We start from the raw sequence: 17,223 nt of genomic DNA, 5'->3' as shown, positions 1-17,223 counted from the left end.
TTCGATGGAACGCTTATTTTGTAAAGAAGTTGACCCGTTGGTATCGGTATTGAAAGACTGGCTGCGAGCCGAAATCCTACGCATACCCAATGGCGAGGTTAAACCCTTACTGGTCATTGAGCGTACGAACAAACAATTACACCCACGCGGCACACTGCGTAGGCTACTAACACACCCAGATCGGTTTCTGGTGGGTGATGAGGAGGTTAAAAAAGAGTATCTGGCCGATTTGTCGGGGGTACGGAGTCGGAGCGCGGGGTTGGATGTGGGTATCAAAATCGCTAATAATTTCCTGAAAGGATTTGGCGTAAACAGCGGCATCGAAAGCATCATGAAGGGAGCCACTGCGCTATCGTTTAGCTTCAGCAACGTTTACAAATGCACGTTCGATAATGGCCTGTTGGGAAATGCTCTGAAATACCAAACTATCGATAAAGGGAACCCAGCTACAGCCGGTTTCTTTAAAAACTCCGATTTGCTGGTGGTCGATAGCATCATTACCAGCGACAATTTCAGGATACACGTAGCCGATGAAGACAAGGTCAATTTTTCGGGCAAAGCCGCCGAGATCGAAAAACTGTTCAAGGCCAGTGCCACCCTCAAGGTGGAAGAAATTGCCCAATCTACGATTAGTTTTAAGCGAGAAATTCCGCTGCCCTTTGCCTTCACCTGCCTCAAGTTTGAGCTTGACGAAGCGGGTCGTATTGTGGGTATGCCACCCGCCTGCAAGTTGCCCATGTTCAGTACAGCCCCCGCCGAGTATGAAAAAGAATCCCTTTCAGAAGGCGTAACGTTACTCGATCTGGATTGGTAGCGAACGCCAGCATCGAACGTTGCTAAACTGTGTTGTCAGTCCAGTTTGGCAACGTTCGATGCTGTAGTACGGGTCAGAAAAAAATCTTCTGGTTCTCTCGTTATCCCAAGCCGCCCCTGCCGTACTTTTACAGTATGTCAACAGTAACCATCGCCCCTATTACCGAAAGCCTACCTGCTTTTCTGGATTCTTACGACTTCTCGGCCATCGCCGTCATCGCCGATAATCACACCTTCCGGTTTTGCTATCCGGAATTAAAACCCATGTTGCCGAAGCATACACTTGTTCGGATTAAGGCGGGTGAGGAGCAAAAACACATTGCCACCTGTGAGTTGATCTGGGATGCGCTGACTCGGGCTAACTTTGATCGACATTCACTAGTGCTGAATCTTGGTGGTGGTGTTATTGGCGATATGGGGGGCTTTTGTGCAGCTACCTACAAGCGTGGTATTGCCTTTGCACAGCTGCCAACTACACTACTCGCTCAGGTAGATGCCAGCGTAGGTGGTAAACTGGGTATTGACTTCCGAGGCTACAAAAACCATATAGGCGTATTTCAACAGCCCAACACGGTGCTGATCGACCCTTCTTTTCTGACAACACTACCCGAGCGTGAACTCCGGTCCGGGTTTGCCGAAATCATTAAGCATTGTTTGATTGCCGATGCCGGTATGTGGGATGAAATCCGTCGGCGTGACCTGGATGAGCAGGACTGGCCAGCTTTGGTAGCGCATTCCGTAGCCATTAAACAACGGGTGGTGGCCGAAGACCCGACCGAGAAAGGATTACGTAAGATCCTGAATTTTGGTCATACGTTGGGCCACGCCGTCGAAACGTACTTTTTAACCCAGCATCGGAAGCGGCTTTTGCATGGCGAAGCAATTGCGGTAGGCATGGTAGCTGAAGCGTTTATTGCCTTTCAGAAAAAAAAGATCGATCAGGAACTGCTGAACGCAACCGAAGAGTACATATTTTCCGTATATGGTAATGTGCGACTAGTAGATGACGACATTGAACCCATTCTGGCATTAACCTTACAAGACAAAAAGAATCGTGGCCGGGAGGTGCGGATGTCCCTGCTCGATGGGCCGGGTAGCTGTGCCTTTGATGTACTCGTTACACCTTCCGAAATGCGCCGGGGACTGGAGTTTTACCGGGGGCTCAATAAGAATTAAAAATTTGCCATACGCTATTGTTTGCCAAACAATTACGGTTATATTTGGGTTCAACCCCAAAGATTGATCTCACTACTAACGCATCCTGGTATATCATTAAAAACTTTTACAAACTGGAGTATGAAAAAGTGCATTGGTATTTTGTTTGTGCTATCCGCGGTTGTTATGGCAGGCTGTTCGTCGAGCAGGCTATTTGTCGAGCATGATTATAGCTACGAAGGCCATTTTAAAAACTACGAATCTTTCAATTTTCTGGAGTGTGAATTCGTCGATTCGACGCTTCTTTGCTCCGATATTCAGGATGCAATTCGGCACCAAATGGAAGCCCGGGGGTATCGGGTTAGTAACCGCAGTCCGAATCTGCTAATCTCTTATAATATCTTCCGGTCTGACCTTCGTTTTCGGGGGTATCAGCAACCCGTTATCAAAGACTGGGTGGTACGGGAAGATGACGATGCTACCTACAAACGTATCGACTATAACCTCGATGAAGGCACGCTGATGATCTCACTCATCGATGCAGAGTCGTATCAGGTGATCTGGAAAGGGTATGCGTCAAAAATGATGCGTAATCAGAACTTTAAGAACAACTACTTTAAAGGGATTGTCCGGTCTATTTTTGACCAGTACCCTTTGATGGCTACAGCGAAATAGCCAGGTAATGTAAAATGAATAATGGGTAATGTATAACGGCCTAGACGGTCATTATACATTACCCATTATTCATTTTACATTACCTGGTCAACTCCTTAAAAATCGTTTCCAGTGAATTTTCCTGTTGGCGCAGTCCCACCAGCGTTAAATTCTGATCGGCGGCAAGGCGGAAGATAGTGGCTCGTAAGTCTGTGTTTGGCTTGGCTGTAATTCGGTACTGACCGCGTTCTATAGGTTCGACGTGCTCCACACCGGGTATAGCCGTGAGCACATCAGGGTTGGCTAATTCACCTTCAAATTCGGCAATAACCACTACGTTTTCTCCCGAAGACGTACTTCTCAACTGACTTAGTGGCCCATCAGCAACAATCTGCCCCCGATTGATAATGACAACGCGGTCGCAGATGGCTTCAACTTCCTGCATAATGTGCGTGGAGAACAAGACCGTTTTGTCGCGCCCGGCATTTCGAATGACTTGCCTGATTTCAGCTAACTGATTGGGGTCCAGGCCGGTTGTTGGTTCGTCGAGAATCAATACTGGCGGGTTATGCAACAGTGCCTGAGCCAAACCAACCCGTTGCCGATATCCTTTGGACAATTGCCCGATTCGTTTTTGCTGCTCACGTCCCAGACCTACCAATTCAATTATATCTGTAATACGCCGACTCAGGTCAGACCCACGCAGGCCGTGTAGCGAACCCGCAAAGCGCAGGTATTCTTTCACGTATAAGTCCAGATAAAGCGGATTGTGCTCCGGCAAATAACCAACGCTCCGGCGAACATCCATGGAATGGGTTCTGACATCAAAGCCATTCACTTCTACGGTGCCTTCGGTAGGAGTGAGGTAGCCCGTAGCAATTTTCATGGTTGTCGATTTTCCTGCACCGTTGGGGCCAAGAAATCCAACAATTTCGCCCGGTTTTACCTGGAGTGAAATCTGATTGACAGCTCGTTGCTGATTATATACTTTCGTAAGATTCTGAACCCGAATGGACATAGTTTACAGGTAATACTGAACAATGAACGACAGCCGATGGCTAATTGGCATAAGGCGAATGTAAACCTAAGAGATTAAAAACCGGAAAGAATTTCTATTTTAGCTGTTTAACATCAATAGACACTGTTTTTCTTCCGCCAACTTATGTCCCTTTTACGCAAAAAGACCGTAACTCAAATTTTAAGTGATGCTGCCGAGGGTGAATCCAGCAAGCTGGTCAAGACGCTGGGTGTTCGTGACCTCACCTCGTTTGGCATTGCCGCTATCATTGGTGCCGGTATTTTCAGTACGATTGGTCTGGCGAGTTATAACGGTGGTCCGGCTGTGTCCTTATTGTTTGTGTTTACGGCCATTGCCTGCGTGTTCACGGCACTAAGTTACGCACAGTTTGCGAGCACGGTTCCTGTGAGTGGCAGTGCCTATACGTACGCGTATGTGGCCTTTGGGGAGATATTTGCGTGGGTCATTGGTTGGGCGCTTATTCTCGAATATGCCGTTAGTAATATGGTCGTTGCTATTTCGTGGTCGGAGTATTTCACGTCTATGCTCAGTGGCTTTGGCATCACGTTTCCCAAATATTTTGCTACTGATTACGGTTCAGCGTCTCGCGCTTTTGATCTGGTTCAACAGACGAAGCAAGCCGGAACGAGCCTGACTACGTTACCCGAAAACACACGCGTACTAGCCGATGCGTTTGCCAATGCTCCCATGCTTGGCGATCTCAAACTAATTGCCAACCTGCCCGCAGGTGCCATTACGGTACTGATTACGGCCTTGGTCTATATCGGTATAAAAGAATCACGTACGGCGAGTAATATTCTGGTTGTGTTAAAGTTAGCCGTAATAGGCCTGGTGATTGGCGTAGGTGCTTTTTATGTCAAACCTGCCAACTGGTCGCCGTTTGCACCAAATGGGGTATCGGGCGTGTTGAGCGGAGTGGCTTCTGTCTTTTTTGCCTTCATTGGGTTCGATTCTATCTCAACTACGGCCGAAGAATGTAAAAACCCCCAGCGCGATTTGCCGCGCGCCATGCTCTACTGTCTGGGAATTTGCACAGTTCTGTATGTTCTGATCACACTCGTGCTAACGGGAATGGTTAATTATAAAGAGCTGGGCGTGAGTGATCCGCTGGCCTATGTGTTTCAGAAAGTAAACCTTGATTTTGTGGCTGGTGTGATTTCTGTCAGTGCGGTAGTTGCCATTACAAGTGCGTTGCTGGTTTACCAACTTGGGCAGCCGCGTATCTGGATGACCATGAGCCGGGATGGGTTGCTCTGGAAGCGATTTTCGAGAATTCATCCTACCTATAAAACGCCTTCATTTGCTACAATAGTTACGGGTTTTCTGGTGGCCGTTCCCTCATTGTTTATGGACTTGAAATTCTTCGTAGATCTGACCAGCGTAGGGACATTTTTTGCATTTATTCTCGTCTGTGCCGGAATTTTGTATTTAGATGCCCAGGGATTGACGGCACAATCGAAGTTCAAGGTGCCTTACATCAATGGAAAATACATTATTGGGGCTGTTCTATTAGCTGTAGTGGCTTATGCGCTGACGGGTGCTAACCTGATCCAAACGCTTGAGGATAAGCCGCTGTTAATTGTATTCTGGGGCGTATGGGTACTATTAGCCGTACAAGGTTTTCGGTATAACTTCTCCCTGTTACCCGTAATCGGCGTACTCACCAACCTCTATCTCATGACGGAATTAGGTGCCAGCAACTGGAAAATTTTTGGTATCTGGCTGGTTATTGGGCTTGTGATTTATTTCTCATACGGGTTCAGGAAAAGTAAATTGGCCGGTAAATAGAACCCTATAGACGCGTTTCTAGTAGCTGGTTCGACAATCAATAGTATGACAACTCCGTTACCAGATTGTTTTGCTGAATTCGGACGGGGTACCCGTTCGGTGCGTATTCGTAGGTTGCACCAGCGGTACGTAGCATGTGTCGGCTTGAGAAAAAAGGAGAGATATAGTGGACTGTACCCGCATATGGGTTTAGTCCCTGATCGTAGTCGTAGGTAAATGTACGGTCAGCGAGATCGGGTGTTCCTGTCGTATTTAGCTCCCGTAGCGAAATGATGTTGCCTTTATTGTCATAGGTGAATTCCTGAGTTGAGCCTAATTTGCGCGAGCTATCGTAACGCAATATCTTCAGTGGCTTGTTTTGGTTATCGTACTCATAGGCAGTTATACTTTGTAATTCCCATTGGCCCGACTGCTTCAAAAATGTATGACTCTCCCGAATACGGCCAAGATTGTCTGTATTGATGTCATCATAACTTATCCAGGTAATAGGTCCACTGCAAGTGGAAAGGCTTGAAAAGGCACAGCCATTCGTAAAGTGTTGCACATACCGTAACTGTCCAGCGGCATCATATCGATATTGATCGGCTGTCGTGATTTGTCCGGATAGATATCGTCTCCCTTCAACTAACTTGCCCTGCTGATTGTATAGCCATTCACCACTTAATTGTCCGGCATGAACCTCACTTTTTAGTCGGCCAGCAACCGAACTGCCATTCTGTATTGGCTGATAATCGGCAGGTAAATCCGCCAGGGATTGCACTGGCGCATTAAAGGGGTCAACTTTATTGCCATCCTGGCAACCTAGCAGAAATATGATCGCTCCAGCAAAAAGGTAGAAAGTGCGCATACGAACCAATAATGAATAGCAGTTTCCTGAGAGATTCTAATACAGGTCAAATGGTTGTAATTTATTGAAGAAAATTGACTGGTGGTACAACCTAATCACTTCCCAAAAAACATGATATGCTGTTGGGGTAGCCGATCGTCGTTTTTTAATAGTTTCAGGCCAGCGGCTTTCATTTCTTTTGTTGCCTGAGCTACACTTAGTTTGTGGAGTTCTTTGATCGGTACGGATGGGTCCTCGGCGCGGTATTCGACCAGTACTACCCGTCCGCCTGGTTTTAGTGCGGATGTAATGTGCTCCATCATTTCGCGTGGATACGAAAACTCATGATAGGCATCAATCAGAATGGCTATATCGATACTGCTCGCCATTAATTTAGGATTGGATTCAGTGCCAAGCACGGGCTCTACATTACTGACTTTGTGTTTTGCTTTCCCTTCGGTTAGGTAAGTTATCATTTCCGGTTGTATATCAACCGCCAGCACTTTCCCTTTGGAAAGTTTAGGGGCCATCAGGAATGTGAAATAGCCTGTTCCAGCGCCAATATCGGCCACCACATCGGTGGGTTTTAACTGTAATGCTTTTAATAATAGATCGGTACGTTCTTCCTGTTCCCGTTCGGGCCGTTCAAGCCACGACGCACCAAGGTGCCCCATGACCTGCGCAATTTCTCGGCCCTGATAAATTTTGCCGGTCCCGTCTCGACTAGGTTTCCTGAGGTTATATACCTTTGCTGAAGAGGCTGGAGAGGAGGTAGCTGGTTGTTGAGAAAAGCCAGGACCACCACCCAAAATTAATACGAAACATAAAATCCAGAGCCGTTGCATAGCTACGTTAATTGGGTACAGTCTCTAAACCATCTCAAACCCAAACGGTTGTTCAATTTAACCAATTAGATCACTTTATGAATCTTATCTTACACGTATTACTTGATGCGGCCGTCATTTTCGGCTTGGCTTACCTCATGCCACAGGTTGATGTCAAAAATTTTGGAACAGCCGTTCTAATCGCGCTGCTGCTGGGTTTACTGAACTTCTTTGTTGGCTGGTTGATTCGCTTTCCACTCAATCTGGTCACGTTTTTTCTGCTGACAGGCCTCGTTCGGATCGTGGTGACGGCGCTGTTACTGAAACTGATCGACAATTTTATGGACAGTTTTACCATCGTTGGTTTCTGGCCCGCGCTCGTGATTGCCGTGTCTGTCGCTGTAGCAGGTATGTTGATTGACCGTTCAGCCCCAACGCCAGAAATGGTTGAATCCGGGCATGTAGTTATGGCACTTTCGTATTTGAGATTAGTTTGATGTGTAGCACCGACCGGAACGGTCGGCGTTACAAAAAAAGCCGGATCAGTTACGATCCGGCTTTTTAATTGTAAAAACTGTTTACTGATTAGTCGCTACGGCGACCACCCAGCAAGAGACTGGCGTAATAAAGCAAGGTAGCTAAAGAGCCTAGAGCTGCAACTACATAGGTCATAGCGGCCCACCAGAGCGCATCTTTTGCGAAACCGTATTCACGCTGGTTCACGATGCCTCGTGTCTGAATCCAGGCCAGTGCCCTGCGGCTGGCGTCGAATTCTACGGGTAGGGTTACAAAGCTAAACAGCGTTGTCAGCGCAAATAAAGCGACCCCAATAGCCAGTGGAATTGGCGTTGTCCGGAGGAGCAAAACACCAGCCAGCAATATCCACTGCATGTACTGCGACGAAACCGTCAGAACAGGTACCATGGCCGACCGGAATTTCAGGGGTGCATAGGCTAATTTATGCTGAACAGCGTGTCCACATTCGTGAGAAGCAACAGCTGCAGCTGCCACACTCCGGCCATAATAGACATCGGCACTGAGATTCACGGTTTTTTCTTCCGGGTTATAGTGGTCAGTGAGCATACCTTCAACGGAAACAACGCGGACGTCGTAAATGCCATTTTCGTTTAGCATCTTCTGGGCCACTTCTGCACCGCTTAAGCCATTACTAAGGCCAATTTGAGAATATTCATTGAATTTACTTCGTAGTCGCCAGCTCACGAATGCGCTAGCGCCGAAGATGAGAATCATAATTAACCAGATCATCGTCAATTAGTCAGGTTTGTGGTTTCAATTAAACGGCCAATGTATTCGGTCGTTAGTAGTAAAACAACAGTTAGCCCAAAAAAGTATCCCCGCACGTTGACCATTTATCAACCCTGCGAGCCATTTAAACGCCCAATATGCATTCGGCTCTACTCCTTCAATGGGTAGAGCCGAATGTAAAACTTAAAAAAGAAGACGGTTATTGGGGAGCCCGGGTTAGCACATATTCCTTATGCAGCCATCTGAATCCTTTATAAACTCGGGCAGTGAGCGTCTGCGAATCGAGGAGTTGAAGTTCAATATCAAAATGATTCCCCGTTTTCGGATGAATCAATTCGCCACCCGACCAGCCTTTTCCGTCGAATGATAAATTTTGCATTAATAATTGATTTTTGGCCACGCCAAACTGATGTTTACCGGTGGGACTAACCGCGAATATGCGACCAAAATAACGATCACCAGACTTGTATACTTCTACGCTCGAGCCTCTGGCCGGAAACAGCCAACGTCCTAGAATCTGGTCTCCGGTATGATCTGCCGATGACTTGACCGCGATAGGCCATAAGAGGAGTACTACTAGGCTTAAGCCCCCAAAATAACGTTGGCTGCGTAATAAAGTCATTAAGGACGCTGATTTATAAGGTGAAAATCAACTGAAACGACTCCGGCAATCCAGGTAGTGGCTAACGTTGTTTCGTAACAGAATCTAAATCTAATGAATATATTTCTAAATCCATAAACATAGTAGATTAAATGATCAAGTAATAAACCTGATTACTTGGTAATCAGGTTTAGAGTCCCTTAGTAGTATAGAGCCTAGTAACTTTGTTTGATTCGTTCAATCAGTTTGGTTGTGGAGTAGCCCGGCACAAGTTCGACCGTTTCGACACGGCCACCCCGGCCTAGCACAAAATCAGCGCCGACAATGGTTGCGACGCTATAATCATTTCCTTTGACAAGAATATCTGGCTGCACGGCTTCGATTAGTTCGAGAGGGGTGGGTTCCCCGAATAAGACAACGGCATCGATGAATTCGAGGGCTGCCATAAGCCGCGCCCGTGCGTATTCGTTCACAACAGGACGTAGTGGACCTTTGATACAACTCACCGACGCATCGGTATTAAGGCCCAGAATCAAGCGATCGCCGAGGGCATGCGCTTTTTCGAGGTAGTCGATATGGCCTAGGTGAACGATATCGAAGCAACCGTTGGTGAAAACGATTTGCTGCCCTTCGGCGCGCCATTGGCTGGCCTGACGGATGGCCTCTTCACGGGTGAGGATTTTGGATTCAGTCATGTAATGCAATCAAAACTCAATATTGAGCCGCTCAAGAATGATGGCAGGGTCTTGTTTCTGATGAAGGACTGCCGTTATTAAAATGATGGCGTTAATTTCATCGATCACATAGTAAATTGTGTAAGGAAATTTTCGCAAATGTGCTCTCCTGACAAACAGAAAATGCTCCTGATATATGTAGGGATTATTGGCAAGTAGAGACTCCGTATACTCGTAAGCATCCAGCCATTGAAGCCCTAGGGTAGGTTTACGAGCGATTAATTCATCAATAATTCGGTCACGGTCAAAGTCGGCTTGTTCAGTTAACACAACTGAAAATTTATTTGGACCATCCATACTTTAGGCGGATACGTTGAGAGGCATCCTCTGCTGAAATACCCGTTTCAGGATGGGCTTTGTATTGTTCATACCGCTTTGTCAATAGCTCTTTGAGCAATGTCTGATAAGTAGAATTATCTTCTTTAACCACCGATTGTTCCTGTAGAAATTGACGAACCGTTTCCAGTAATTCCTGCTGCTGCTCTTCAGAAAGTTCGTCTATCGTTTTATGTAATTCTTCAGCGACGCTCATAGCTGTTCTGTTTTTACAAATATACGTGATTACGGTTCCAGTTTTACGGCTTTAGGATCGTCCAGTACATCGGGTAAATTGGTTGTCTTATTGCGCCGGAGCAGCACGAATAGTAAAGCCAGAATTCCCAGAATGATAATCATAATTGTAGAAACACCGTGAATGAATGTGGCCAGAATCTGCCCATCCTGGCTGGTAAGACCATACAGCAACGCGACCTGCCCAACCAGCAAGTGAAACGAACCGATACCGCCCGGCGTAGGAGCTGCCATACCCAATGTGCCAACCATTAGAATCGTTAGTCCAGCCAGTGGGCCGAGGTTTTCCGTAGCGGGCATAGCAAAAAACAAGGTATACGACATCAGGTAATACATTGTCCAGATAAGCAGCGTGTGAAACACAAATGCCCCTGGTCTGTATATTTTTCGAACGCTAAGCAGTCCATCCAGTAGCCCTTTTAGAAAGCCGCTGACCTTTTGATACAATGGATGGCGACCTAATGCTTCACGGTAACGATTGAATAGAAACCAACTCAATAGCGCTAGCCCTAGCAGTACAGCGCCTACCAGTACTAATACCCCTGAGCCACTGGAGCCTTTGGGCATCTTGCCGCCTAAAAAGTCCAGAAAGAATTGACTGATACGATCAAACTCCAGTATGAATGTGGCCGCCAGAAGCAACACCAGCATAAGTAAATCGAAGAGTCGTTCGGCTACTACAGCACCGAAACTGACATTGACGGGTACGCCTGACAGGCGGTAAAGTGTACCACAGCGAACAAATTCACCAGCTCGGGGCAAGGCCATATTAGCCAGATAACCGGTTAGAACGCTAACCGTTGTATCGAGCGAAGTAGGCCGTTGTGGAACAACAGGTTCCAGTAGTATACGCCAGCGTTCGGCCCGACTCCAGTGGGCGATAATTGTAAAAACGGCCGACAGTAGCACCCATCTATAATCGGCGGCTTTGATTTTTTGCCACAAACCGGCAGCATCAAGGTGGCTTTGCTGAAATGTAAACCAAAGTAATCCCCCGGCAATAGATAGGGAAACAAGGTATTTGAGAATATTCTTGATATTCATATAGCGTGTAATGCGGTCGGTTCGGCGTTCCGATGGAAAGCCGCGCTGAGAGTACTAAAAATTGCAGCCTTTGGGCAGCGTTAACAAAAAAACTCCGCTACAAAGTAACGGAGTTTCGTTGATATGGATGTAACAGCTTTGCGTTATAAGCTAATAGATGGCCATTTCAGGTTCAATGTCGCGTGCCCAGGCGTTAATACCACCGTCGAGGTTATACAGATTGGTCAGGCCGCCCTGTGCATACAGATACTGCGCCACGTTGGCTGAGCGGATACCATGATGGCAATAAATAACCACCGGCCGATCGGTTGGAATACGCTTCCGGTTGTTCGGAATCATACCGACAGGAATCAACACCGCACCTTCAAGGTGGCATAGGTCATATTCTGGCCGTTCGCGAACATCCAGCAGGAAAATATCGTTACCCAGCGCCATTCGTTCTGCTAATTCCTGAACCGACATTTTCTGTGGGCCTGATTCGCTGAGTGTAGGACGCAATCCTGCTGCTGCTAAACCTTGTTTAGCAAGTTCGAGGGCATCAGCCCGACGTTTGTTTTTGATTTTCTGCTGGACCATCGTTAATAGATCAACCATCAGCAGGTGTTCATTTAGCGACTGGCCAATGCCTGTAATGAGCTTGATGACTTCATTGGCCTGATAGGTACCAATAACGCCAGGTAGTACGCCTAATACGCCGGTATCGTTACAATTCGGAATTTCAATTTCATTCGGATATTCAGGGAACAGGCACCGATAGGTTGGGCCGCGTCGGCCGTCGCCGAGATCGGCGTTCAGCACTGCTACCTGACCTTCAAAACGATGAATGGCACCGTACACAAACGGTTTTCCCAACGTGACACATATGTCATTCACTAAATAGCGTACCTTAAAATTGTCGGTGCAGTCAACGACAATATCGTAAGCTTCGATGATGGCGCGGGCGTTGCTAATATCCAGCGACATGGTGTAGGTATCGAAGGTGATATCGGAGTTGAGCCGGTTTAAGTGATTAACAGCGATTTTTGCCTTGGGTTTGCCAATCTCATCGGTTGTATAAAGTACCTGACGTTGCAGATTGCTTAGATCAACAACATCGGGGTCAATAACGCCAATGGTACCAACGCCAGCGGCTGTCAGATAAAGCAATACCGGGCACCCCAGCCCACCTGCGCCCACAACCAGTACACGGGCGTTTTTGAGCCTTAATTGGCCTACAGAGCCAATTTCAGGGAGATTCAGGTGCTTCTGATAGCGTTGCTTTTCGGAAGGTACCAGCGTTGTTGCTTCCATAAACTTAGTTGATTGAGTTGGGTGAGGTTATAGCGCTATAAACAAACAGATTTTTCATCACTAAAATTGCGTTAAACTAAGATCAAACGTAAATATTTAGTAAACGCTCGATATGTACTTTTTTTTAGTACTATTGCCCCGGCAAAATCCAAACGTTTCTCAACTATGAACAATGCGCATGTTACGGTCAGCAAACCCCTGACTGTTGGTCTTTTGGCACTGGCTATGACCTGTACTTACAATTTTACACTGGCATCTGACAATCCCGGTAACACTCCTGCTACACAATTGCATGAGCTTATGCCGAAAAAAGGGAAATGGGAGACCTTGTTCGATGGCAAAACATTAACGGGTTGGCATACCTATTTAAAAGCGGGACAACCCATTCCAGAAAAATGGACCGTTAATGATGGTGCCATCCACCTGACAGCCGGTGGGGCAGGTGATCTGGTAACGGATAAAGAGTACGGTGATTTTGAGCTGGAACTGGAGTGGAAAATTGCGGAAGGTGGCAATAGCGGTATTATCTATCACGTCCACGAAGATCCTAAATACAAGGCGACTTATCAGACGGGCCCCGAAATGCAGGTTCTTGACAATGAGCGGCATCCCGATGCAAAGCAAGGTCGGGATAATAACCGGACAGCTGGCGCGCTATATGATTTACAAAAGCCGGTTAACCTGGGAGCCGCCAAACCCGCTGGTGAATGGAACAAAGCCCGTTTGGTTATCAAAGACGGTAAAGCGGAGCAATACCTGAATGGCAAGAAGACAGCCGAGTATCCAACCAGCGGACCCGAATGGGATAAAATGGTATCCGAGAGTAAATTTAAGGGGTGGGAAGGCTTTGGTAAATATTCGACTGGGCACATTGCCCTGCAAGATCACGGCAACAAAGTCTGGTATCGTAATATTCGGATTCGTGAGTTATAATTTTGAGTGATAGACTGAGTGAATGATCGAATACGATTGTCGGTTCATTGCTCTATCATTCACTCATTCCATCGTTCTGTTAGTCAAAATTGTATGAAATCATCCTCCCGCCGAACGGCCCTTAAAACGTTAACAGGCAGTGCATTGGCACTCCCTGCTCTGACTAATTCCTTTGCCAGCTCTATGACTCAATCTGAACAAGCTGCCTCACTATTAAAAGGACGTATCAATCACGCGGTTTGCCGGTGGTGTTACAGTAAAATTTCGCTGGATGACCTATGCAAAGCTGCTAAGGACATGGGTATCACAGGCATTGACTTGACCGGTCCAGCCGAGTGGCCTACCCTGAAAAAATATGGCCTGACCTGTTCGATGGCCCAGGGTGCCGGGAAAGGTATTCCTGATGGGTTTAACGACCCGAAGTTTCACGACGAACTGGTTGCCAGTTACGAGGCTATCTTTCCGAAAATGAAAGAAGCGGGCCTGACGCAAGTTATCTGTTTTTCGGGTAACCGCCGGGGCATGAGCAACGAGCAGGGCATGGAAAATTGTGCGGTTGGCCTAAAACGCCTGATGCCTAGTGCCGAAAAGTACGGTATCACGATGATTATGGAACTGCTCAACAGCAAAGTAGATCATAAAGATTACATGTGCGATCACTCCGCCTGGGGTGTAGAGCTTTGCAAAAAAGTAGGCTCTGATAACTTCAAACTGCTGTACGATATCTATCACATGCAGATCATGGAGGGCGACATTATCCGTACGATCCGTGCCGATAATAAATACTTTGGCCACTACCATACAGGCGGCAATCCGGGGCGGAATGAAATCGACGAAACCCAGGAACTCTATTACCCAGCCATTATGAAAGCCATTGTCGACACGGGTTTCAAAGGCTTTGTCGCCCAGGAGTTCATTCCCAAACGTGATCCACTAACAAGCCTGAAAGAAGCGGTGGTTTTGTGTGATGTTTAAAAAGAGGGAGTAGGGGGAGGAAGGAGGAGAGGGAGTAAAGGGATTAATACTGCATTTCCTTTACTCCCTCTCCCCTTTACTCCTTTTATAGTTTGTAATTCCTGTATTCTCCAATCCGCCAGCCGATTAGCTTTTCGATGAATGTTAGAAACCGGACTCTTGGCGAGTAGCGTTTCTGGCTGGTATCGAAGGTGAATGGCCAGTTGAGCCGATCAACGCGGGCTTGCATAACGGCAGGGTGCGTACCCGTGAAGTGGGCCAGTGAGTCGATGTGGCTGTACTCAAATGTGTCGACACCGGCATTGGCCTGGGCAATGGTTTCGCTGCTGTTCCAGAAATGATTGGCGTTTCGAAGCCGTTTTTTCTGCGTTTCGGGAGGCTTTACCCAGCCGTAATGGTAGATGTAGGCATCTATCAATTTGACCTTCAACTTACGATTATCCTTTGTCCGAAATCCCTGCGCATCTTTGTAAGAAACCACATTCCCTGTATTGCGAATCACCCGAATTTCTCGCCGATACCACCGCCGGGAGTCGCCGATGTAGCTGTATGAACCGTAAAAATGCAGGTACTTGAACAGTAAACCGTCAACGTTTTTGTCGGTTAAATACTGCTGCATGGCTTCCTTCACAACCGGAATATATTGCTCATGCAATACTTCATCTCCCTGAATATAAAACGCCCAGTCGGCGTCTGGTGAAATTGCCGCCAGAGCTTTGTCGGTTTCTAGGGCTAAGACTCGTCCACCCGCTTTGGCGTTATCATCCCAGGTCGAACGTATAATTCGGATTTTATCAGACGGAATGGCCTTAATTAACCCCAGCGTGTCGTCGTCCGAATCGCCAACGGCAATCACAAACTCATCACAAAGTGGCAAGACTGATGTAATAGCCTCTACAATGGGGTAATCGAACTGAATGGCATTTCGGATAAAGCTGAATCCGGCTACTTTCATGGAAACGGGTCGAGTTGACTACGAGCCGGTAAAGATAAGGTAGATTTCGTCCTTAAAATCGTATGATCTTGCGGCTAACGGGTTTCCCATCCGCATCCAATTGGAGGTAATATACGCCCGACGCGCTAGGTAACGAACGGGCTGGTAGTAGTTCCTGATGGTCGCCTGCTGATTGGTTTGGCCAGGCGAGTGCATGCACAGCTCGTCCGGTGGCATCAGTTATGGTTAGGCGAACGTTGGCGCGTTGTTGTAATTGGTATTGTACCAGGATGTCACCTCCCGATGACGGATTTGGGCTAATAGTCAGTTTAAACGGATCGGTTGGTTCGGTGGCCAGGATTTCGGAGCCGAAAGGTATAATGGCGGTGTCCATCCACTCCAGACGATTTTTAACCCACGTTTTCAAATAGTCGACCTCCTGCTGGTAGGTTTGCCCTACGTAGCCATTTGGCCAGACGTACACACCGATAACCGGCCAGCGCTGGAAATTTCGGGTGCGGGCTTCGGTGAGCACGTTTGCTACTGAATCGACGTAAGCTTGAATTCGCTCCGTTTTCAGAACTGTCTTGCGAAGCGCCTGGTATTTGATACGCACATTATTGGCAAATCGACGGTCGGTGAGGAGACGATCCCACCAGAAGGGTATCTGATACCCATCGTCCGAGCAGACGCGGTTGAAATTATAGGCCCAGTCCTGATACGAATTGCCGTTGCAATAGTTCGCATTGCCGTAGGTTAGGTTATAATCCCAGATGGGACCCATTACTAACTTGCCTCCCTTTGAATCCTTGTCTTTGTAGAAAAACGAGCTAAGTCGGTAGCCATCCACATTTTTACAAACTTCAGTCAGCAACAAGTAGTCTACAAAAGAATCGTCGTTAATGTATTTTCGATAACCAGCCGTGGAATCCTGGTACTGAGGCCCGGCAAGTGTATTCTCAAAATCTGTTACGAATTTTTTAGCATACTGGAATTGCTCCTCGGCGAGGTCTTCTATCTTGGGTCGGTCAATCTGAATCGGAATTGTTTTTCCACTGCTTTTGTAGGGCGAATTCCAGGTACGTGAAGCAGAGCCTTCTGTTTTATCGATTTTGAAAATATAGCCACCCGTCAATGCATCGCCAGATACATCGGTTTTCTTGATATTGGAAACGTCAACGCGGTTTTTGTCACGCTTTATTTTCTCGAACAGAATGTAAATGCCGTTGTAGCTACCGTTCAGGATTACCTCACAGTAGCGATAACGAGGAGTGTAGTACTTAGTGAGTTGCCGATTCAGATCGTAGGTGAGCGTTTCCCGAATCAGCGTTTTGTCGTTATAGGTGGCATTGAGAACCCAATCTGATTCGGAGGGCATGCCCAGGATGGACGCGTTTACTGAGTTCAGCCCCGATGTATCACGCAATTCAATCCCGTATGGCTTTTTAGGAAACAACTGTTGCGACGTAGCTCCCCGCGTTTCAATACCAATCTTACTGATGAATGCTGGTTTGTCGGTCACGTTATTTCGTTTACCAAGGCCATTATCAATAATCTGAAGACTGGCTACAATCTTTGGTTCGTCCAGAATAGTTTGCCCGTTCGTATTAATGATCAAAATAGGCAGGTTGGATGAGGTGAGCGTTTGCGCAGATGCGGGACGGTTGAGTAAACTAACGCTGAGAAGTAAAACCAGACAGTAAAATCGCATAAGAGTGGAGTCGCTTTTGTGTATAAAAATACGGCTATTTTCTTGGACTTTCGACAATAAAAAGCC

Annotated in this window: 19 protein-coding genes; 7 read left to right on the top strand and 12 right to left on the bottom strand. The window is 47.0% G+C overall.

Annotated features, from left to right (window positions below):
- Window positions 1-4 precede the first annotated feature (4 nt).
- The 3 genes from EXU85_RS26910 to EXU85_RS26900 all read left to right on the top strand — a co-directional run bounded on the left by EXU85_RS26910 (window position 5) and on the right by EXU85_RS26900 (window position 2,643).
- Entirely contained in the window at window positions 5-814 is an 810-nt protein-coding gene (locus tag EXU85_RS26910) for a hypothetical protein (protein ID WP_142775046.1), read from the top strand.
- A gap of 134 nt (window positions 815-948) precedes the next feature.
- Window positions 949-1,989, top strand: a complete 1,041-nt coding sequence (gene aroB, locus EXU85_RS26905; protein ID WP_142775045.1) for a 3-dehydroquinate synthase — start codon at window positions 949-951, stop codon at window positions 1,987-1,989.
- 120 nt (window positions 1,990-2,109) lie between these two features.
- The gene (locus EXU85_RS26900; protein ID WP_210422410.1) at window positions 2,110-2,643 is read left to right on the top strand and encodes a DUF4136 domain-containing protein; all 534 of its coding nucleotides are present in this window, start codon (window positions 2,110-2,112) and stop codon (window positions 2,641-2,643) included.
- Between the two features lie 79 nt (window positions 2,644-2,722).
- Here the strand turns inward: EXU85_RS26900 and gldA are convergent, their stop codons facing one another.
- Window positions 2,723-3,640, bottom strand: coding sequence for a gliding motility-associated ABC transporter ATP-binding subunit GldA (gene gldA / locus EXU85_RS26895; RefSeq protein WP_142775044.1), 918 nt, complete (start codon window positions 3,638-3,640; stop codon window positions 2,723-2,725).
- 144 nt (window positions 3,641-3,784) lie between these two features.
- Between gldA and EXU85_RS26890 the strand changes: the two genes are divergently transcribed.
- A complete protein-coding gene (locus EXU85_RS26890) occupies window positions 3,785-5,449 on the top strand; it encodes an amino acid permease (protein WP_142775043.1) in 1,665 nt (554 codons plus the stop codon).
- A 37-nt stretch (window positions 5,450-5,486) separates the two neighbouring features.
- Here the strand turns inward: EXU85_RS26890 and EXU85_RS26885 are convergent, their stop codons facing one another.
- Window positions 5,487-6,296, bottom strand: a complete 810-nt coding sequence (locus EXU85_RS26885; RefSeq protein ID WP_142775042.1) for a hypothetical protein — start codon at window positions 6,294-6,296, stop codon at window positions 5,487-5,489.
- Window positions 6,297-6,391: 95 nt separating this feature from the next.
- On the bottom strand, window positions 6,392-7,120 hold the full coding sequence (locus EXU85_RS26880; RefSeq protein ID WP_142775041.1) for a class I SAM-dependent methyltransferase: 729 nt from the start codon (window positions 7,118-7,120) through the stop codon (window positions 6,392-6,394).
- Between the two features lie 77 nt (window positions 7,121-7,197).
- Between EXU85_RS26880 and EXU85_RS26875 the strand changes: the two genes are divergently transcribed.
- Complete coding sequence (locus EXU85_RS26875) at window positions 7,198-7,596, top strand: phage holin family protein (RefSeq protein ID WP_142775040.1); 399 nt, start codon at window positions 7,198-7,200, stop codon at window positions 7,594-7,596.
- Between the two features lie 88 nt (window positions 7,597-7,684).
- Here the strand turns inward: EXU85_RS26875 and EXU85_RS26870 are convergent, their stop codons facing one another.
- From EXU85_RS26870 to moeB, 7 genes are all read right to left on the bottom strand, one after another.
- A complete protein-coding gene (locus EXU85_RS26870) occupies window positions 7,685-8,350 on the bottom strand; it encodes a zinc metallopeptidase (RefSeq protein ID WP_111350688.1) in 666 nt (221 codons plus the stop codon).
- Window positions 8,351-8,564: 214 nt separating this feature from the next.
- Window positions 8,565-8,987 carry a DUF2147 domain-containing protein gene (locus tag EXU85_RS26865; RefSeq protein ID WP_142775039.1) on the bottom strand — a complete coding sequence of 141 codons (423 nt, stop codon included), beginning with the start codon at window positions 8,985-8,987 and terminating at the stop codon, window positions 8,565-8,567.
- 194 nt (window positions 8,988-9,181) lie between these two features.
- A complete protein-coding gene (gene rfaE2, locus EXU85_RS26860; protein WP_142775038.1) occupies window positions 9,182-9,661 on the bottom strand; it encodes a D-glycero-beta-D-manno-heptose 1-phosphate adenylyltransferase in 480 nt (159 codons plus the stop codon).
- Window positions 9,662-9,670: 9 nt separating this feature from the next.
- Window positions 9,671-9,997, bottom strand: coding sequence for a type II toxin-antitoxin system RelE/ParE family toxin (locus EXU85_RS26855; protein ID WP_142775037.1), 327 nt, complete (start codon window positions 9,995-9,997; stop codon window positions 9,671-9,673).
- The gene (locus EXU85_RS26850; protein WP_142775036.1) at window positions 9,981-10,232 is read right to left on the bottom strand and encodes a hypothetical protein; all 252 of its coding nucleotides are present in this window, start codon (window positions 10,230-10,232) and stop codon (window positions 9,981-9,983) included. The genes EXU85_RS26855 and EXU85_RS26850 overlap by 17 nt, the downstream gene beginning before the upstream one ends.
- Before the next feature lie 29 nt (window positions 10,233-10,261).
- Complete coding sequence (locus tag EXU85_RS26845; protein WP_142775035.1) at window positions 10,262-11,314, bottom strand: lysylphosphatidylglycerol synthase transmembrane domain-containing protein; 1,053 nt, start codon at window positions 11,312-11,314, stop codon at window positions 10,262-10,264.
- 150 nt (window positions 11,315-11,464) lie between these two features.
- On the bottom strand, window positions 11,465-12,604 hold the full coding sequence (gene moeB / locus EXU85_RS26840) for a molybdopterin-synthase adenylyltransferase MoeB (RefSeq protein WP_142775034.1): 1,140 nt from the start codon (window positions 12,602-12,604) through the stop codon (window positions 11,465-11,467).
- Between the two features lie 165 nt (window positions 12,605-12,769).
- On the opposite strand from moeB, the gene EXU85_RS26835 reads away from it, so the two are divergent.
- Both EXU85_RS26835 and EXU85_RS26830 read left to right on the top strand, forming a co-directional pair.
- On the top strand, window positions 12,770-13,537 hold the full coding sequence (locus tag EXU85_RS26835; protein ID WP_142775033.1) for a DUF1080 domain-containing protein: 768 nt from the start codon (window positions 12,770-12,772) through the stop codon (window positions 13,535-13,537).
- Between the two features lie 93 nt (window positions 13,538-13,630).
- Complete coding sequence (locus EXU85_RS26830; RefSeq protein ID WP_142775032.1) at window positions 13,631-14,512, top strand: hydroxypyruvate isomerase family protein; 882 nt, start codon at window positions 13,631-13,633, stop codon at window positions 14,510-14,512.
- A gap of 85 nt (window positions 14,513-14,597) precedes the next feature.
- Here EXU85_RS26830 and EXU85_RS26825 read toward each other — a convergent pair whose 3' ends face one another.
- Both EXU85_RS26825 and EXU85_RS26820 read right to left on the bottom strand, forming a co-directional pair.
- Complete coding sequence (locus tag EXU85_RS26825; RefSeq protein ID WP_142775031.1) at window positions 14,598-15,467, bottom strand: glycosyltransferase family 2 protein; 870 nt, start codon at window positions 15,465-15,467, stop codon at window positions 14,598-14,600.
- A 52-nt stretch (window positions 15,468-15,519) separates the two neighbouring features.
- A complete protein-coding gene (locus EXU85_RS26820) occupies window positions 15,520-17,157 on the bottom strand; it encodes a CotH kinase family protein (RefSeq protein ID WP_142775030.1) in 1,638 nt (545 codons plus the stop codon).
- Window positions 17,158-17,223: the final 66 nt, after the last annotated feature.

This window comes from Spirosoma sp. KCTC 42546, from assembly GCF_006965485.1.
GTDB lineage: Bacteria > Bacteroidota > Bacteroidia > Cytophagales > Spirosomataceae > Spirosoma.
The sequence above is the reverse complement of the archived record's forward strand: the minus strand, read 5'-3'. Positions and strand labels throughout refer to the sequence as shown.

Coding starts and splice junctions, on each gene's coding strand:
- EXU85_RS26835 (WP_142775033.1), top strand. CDS start 12,770: ATGAACAATGCGCATGTTACGGTCAGCAAACCCCTGACTGTTGGTCTT.
- EXU85_RS26910 (WP_142775046.1), top strand. CDS start 5: ATGGAACGCTTATTTTGTAAAGAAGTTGACCCGTTGGTATCGGTATTG.
- EXU85_RS26825 (WP_142775031.1), bottom strand. CDS start 15,467: ATGAAAGTAGCCGGATTCAGCTTTATCCGAAATGCCATTCAGTTCGAT.
- EXU85_RS26890 (WP_142775043.1), top strand. CDS start 3,785: ATGTCCCTTTTACGCAAAAAGACCGTAACTCAAATTTTAAGTGATGCT.
- EXU85_RS26855 (WP_142775037.1), bottom strand. CDS start 9,997: ATGGATGGTCCAAATAAATTTTCAGTTGTGTTAACTGAACAAGCCGAC.
- moeB (WP_142775034.1), bottom strand. CDS start 12,604: ATGGAAGCAACAACGCTGGTACCTTCCGAAAAGCAACGCTATCAGAAG.
- EXU85_RS26820 (WP_142775030.1), bottom strand. CDS start 17,157: ATGCGATTTTACTGTCTGGTTTTACTTCTCAGCGTTAGTTTACTCAAC.
- gldA (WP_142775044.1), bottom strand. CDS start 3,640: ATGTCCATTCGGGTTCAGAATCTTACGAAAGTATATAATCAGCAACGA.
- EXU85_RS26900 (WP_210422410.1), top strand. CDS start 2,110: ATGAAAAAGTGCATTGGTATTTTGTTTGTGCTATCCGCGGTTGTTATG.
- EXU85_RS26870 (WP_111350688.1), bottom strand. CDS start 8,350: ATGATTCTCATCTTCGGCGCTAGCGCATTCGTGAGCTGGCGACTACGA.
- EXU85_RS26875 (WP_142775040.1), top strand. CDS start 7,198: ATGAATCTTATCTTACACGTATTACTTGATGCGGCCGTCATTTTCGGC.
- EXU85_RS26885 (WP_142775042.1), bottom strand. CDS start 6,296: ATGCGCACTTTCTACCTTTTTGCTGGAGCGATCATATTTCTGCTAGGT.
- EXU85_RS26845 (WP_142775035.1), bottom strand. CDS start 11,314: ATGAATATCAAGAATATTCTCAAATACCTTGTTTCCCTATCTATTGCC.
- EXU85_RS26850 (WP_142775036.1), bottom strand. CDS start 10,232: ATGAGCGTCGCTGAAGAATTACATAAAACGATAGACGAACTTTCTGAA.
- rfaE2 (WP_142775038.1), bottom strand. CDS start 9,661: ATGACTGAATCCAAAATCCTCACCCGTGAAGAGGCCATCCGTCAGGCC.
- EXU85_RS26865 (WP_142775039.1), bottom strand. CDS start 8,987: ATGACTTTATTACGCAGCCAACGTTATTTTGGGGGCTTAAGCCTAGTA.
- EXU85_RS26880 (WP_142775041.1), bottom strand. CDS start 7,120: ATGCAACGGCTCTGGATTTTATGTTTCGTATTAATTTTGGGTGGTGGT.
- EXU85_RS26830 (WP_142775032.1), top strand. CDS start 13,631: ATGAAATCATCCTCCCGCCGAACGGCCCTTAAAACGTTAACAGGCAGT.
- aroB (WP_142775045.1), top strand. CDS start 949: ATGTCAACAGTAACCATCGCCCCTATTACCGAAAGCCTACCTGCTTTT.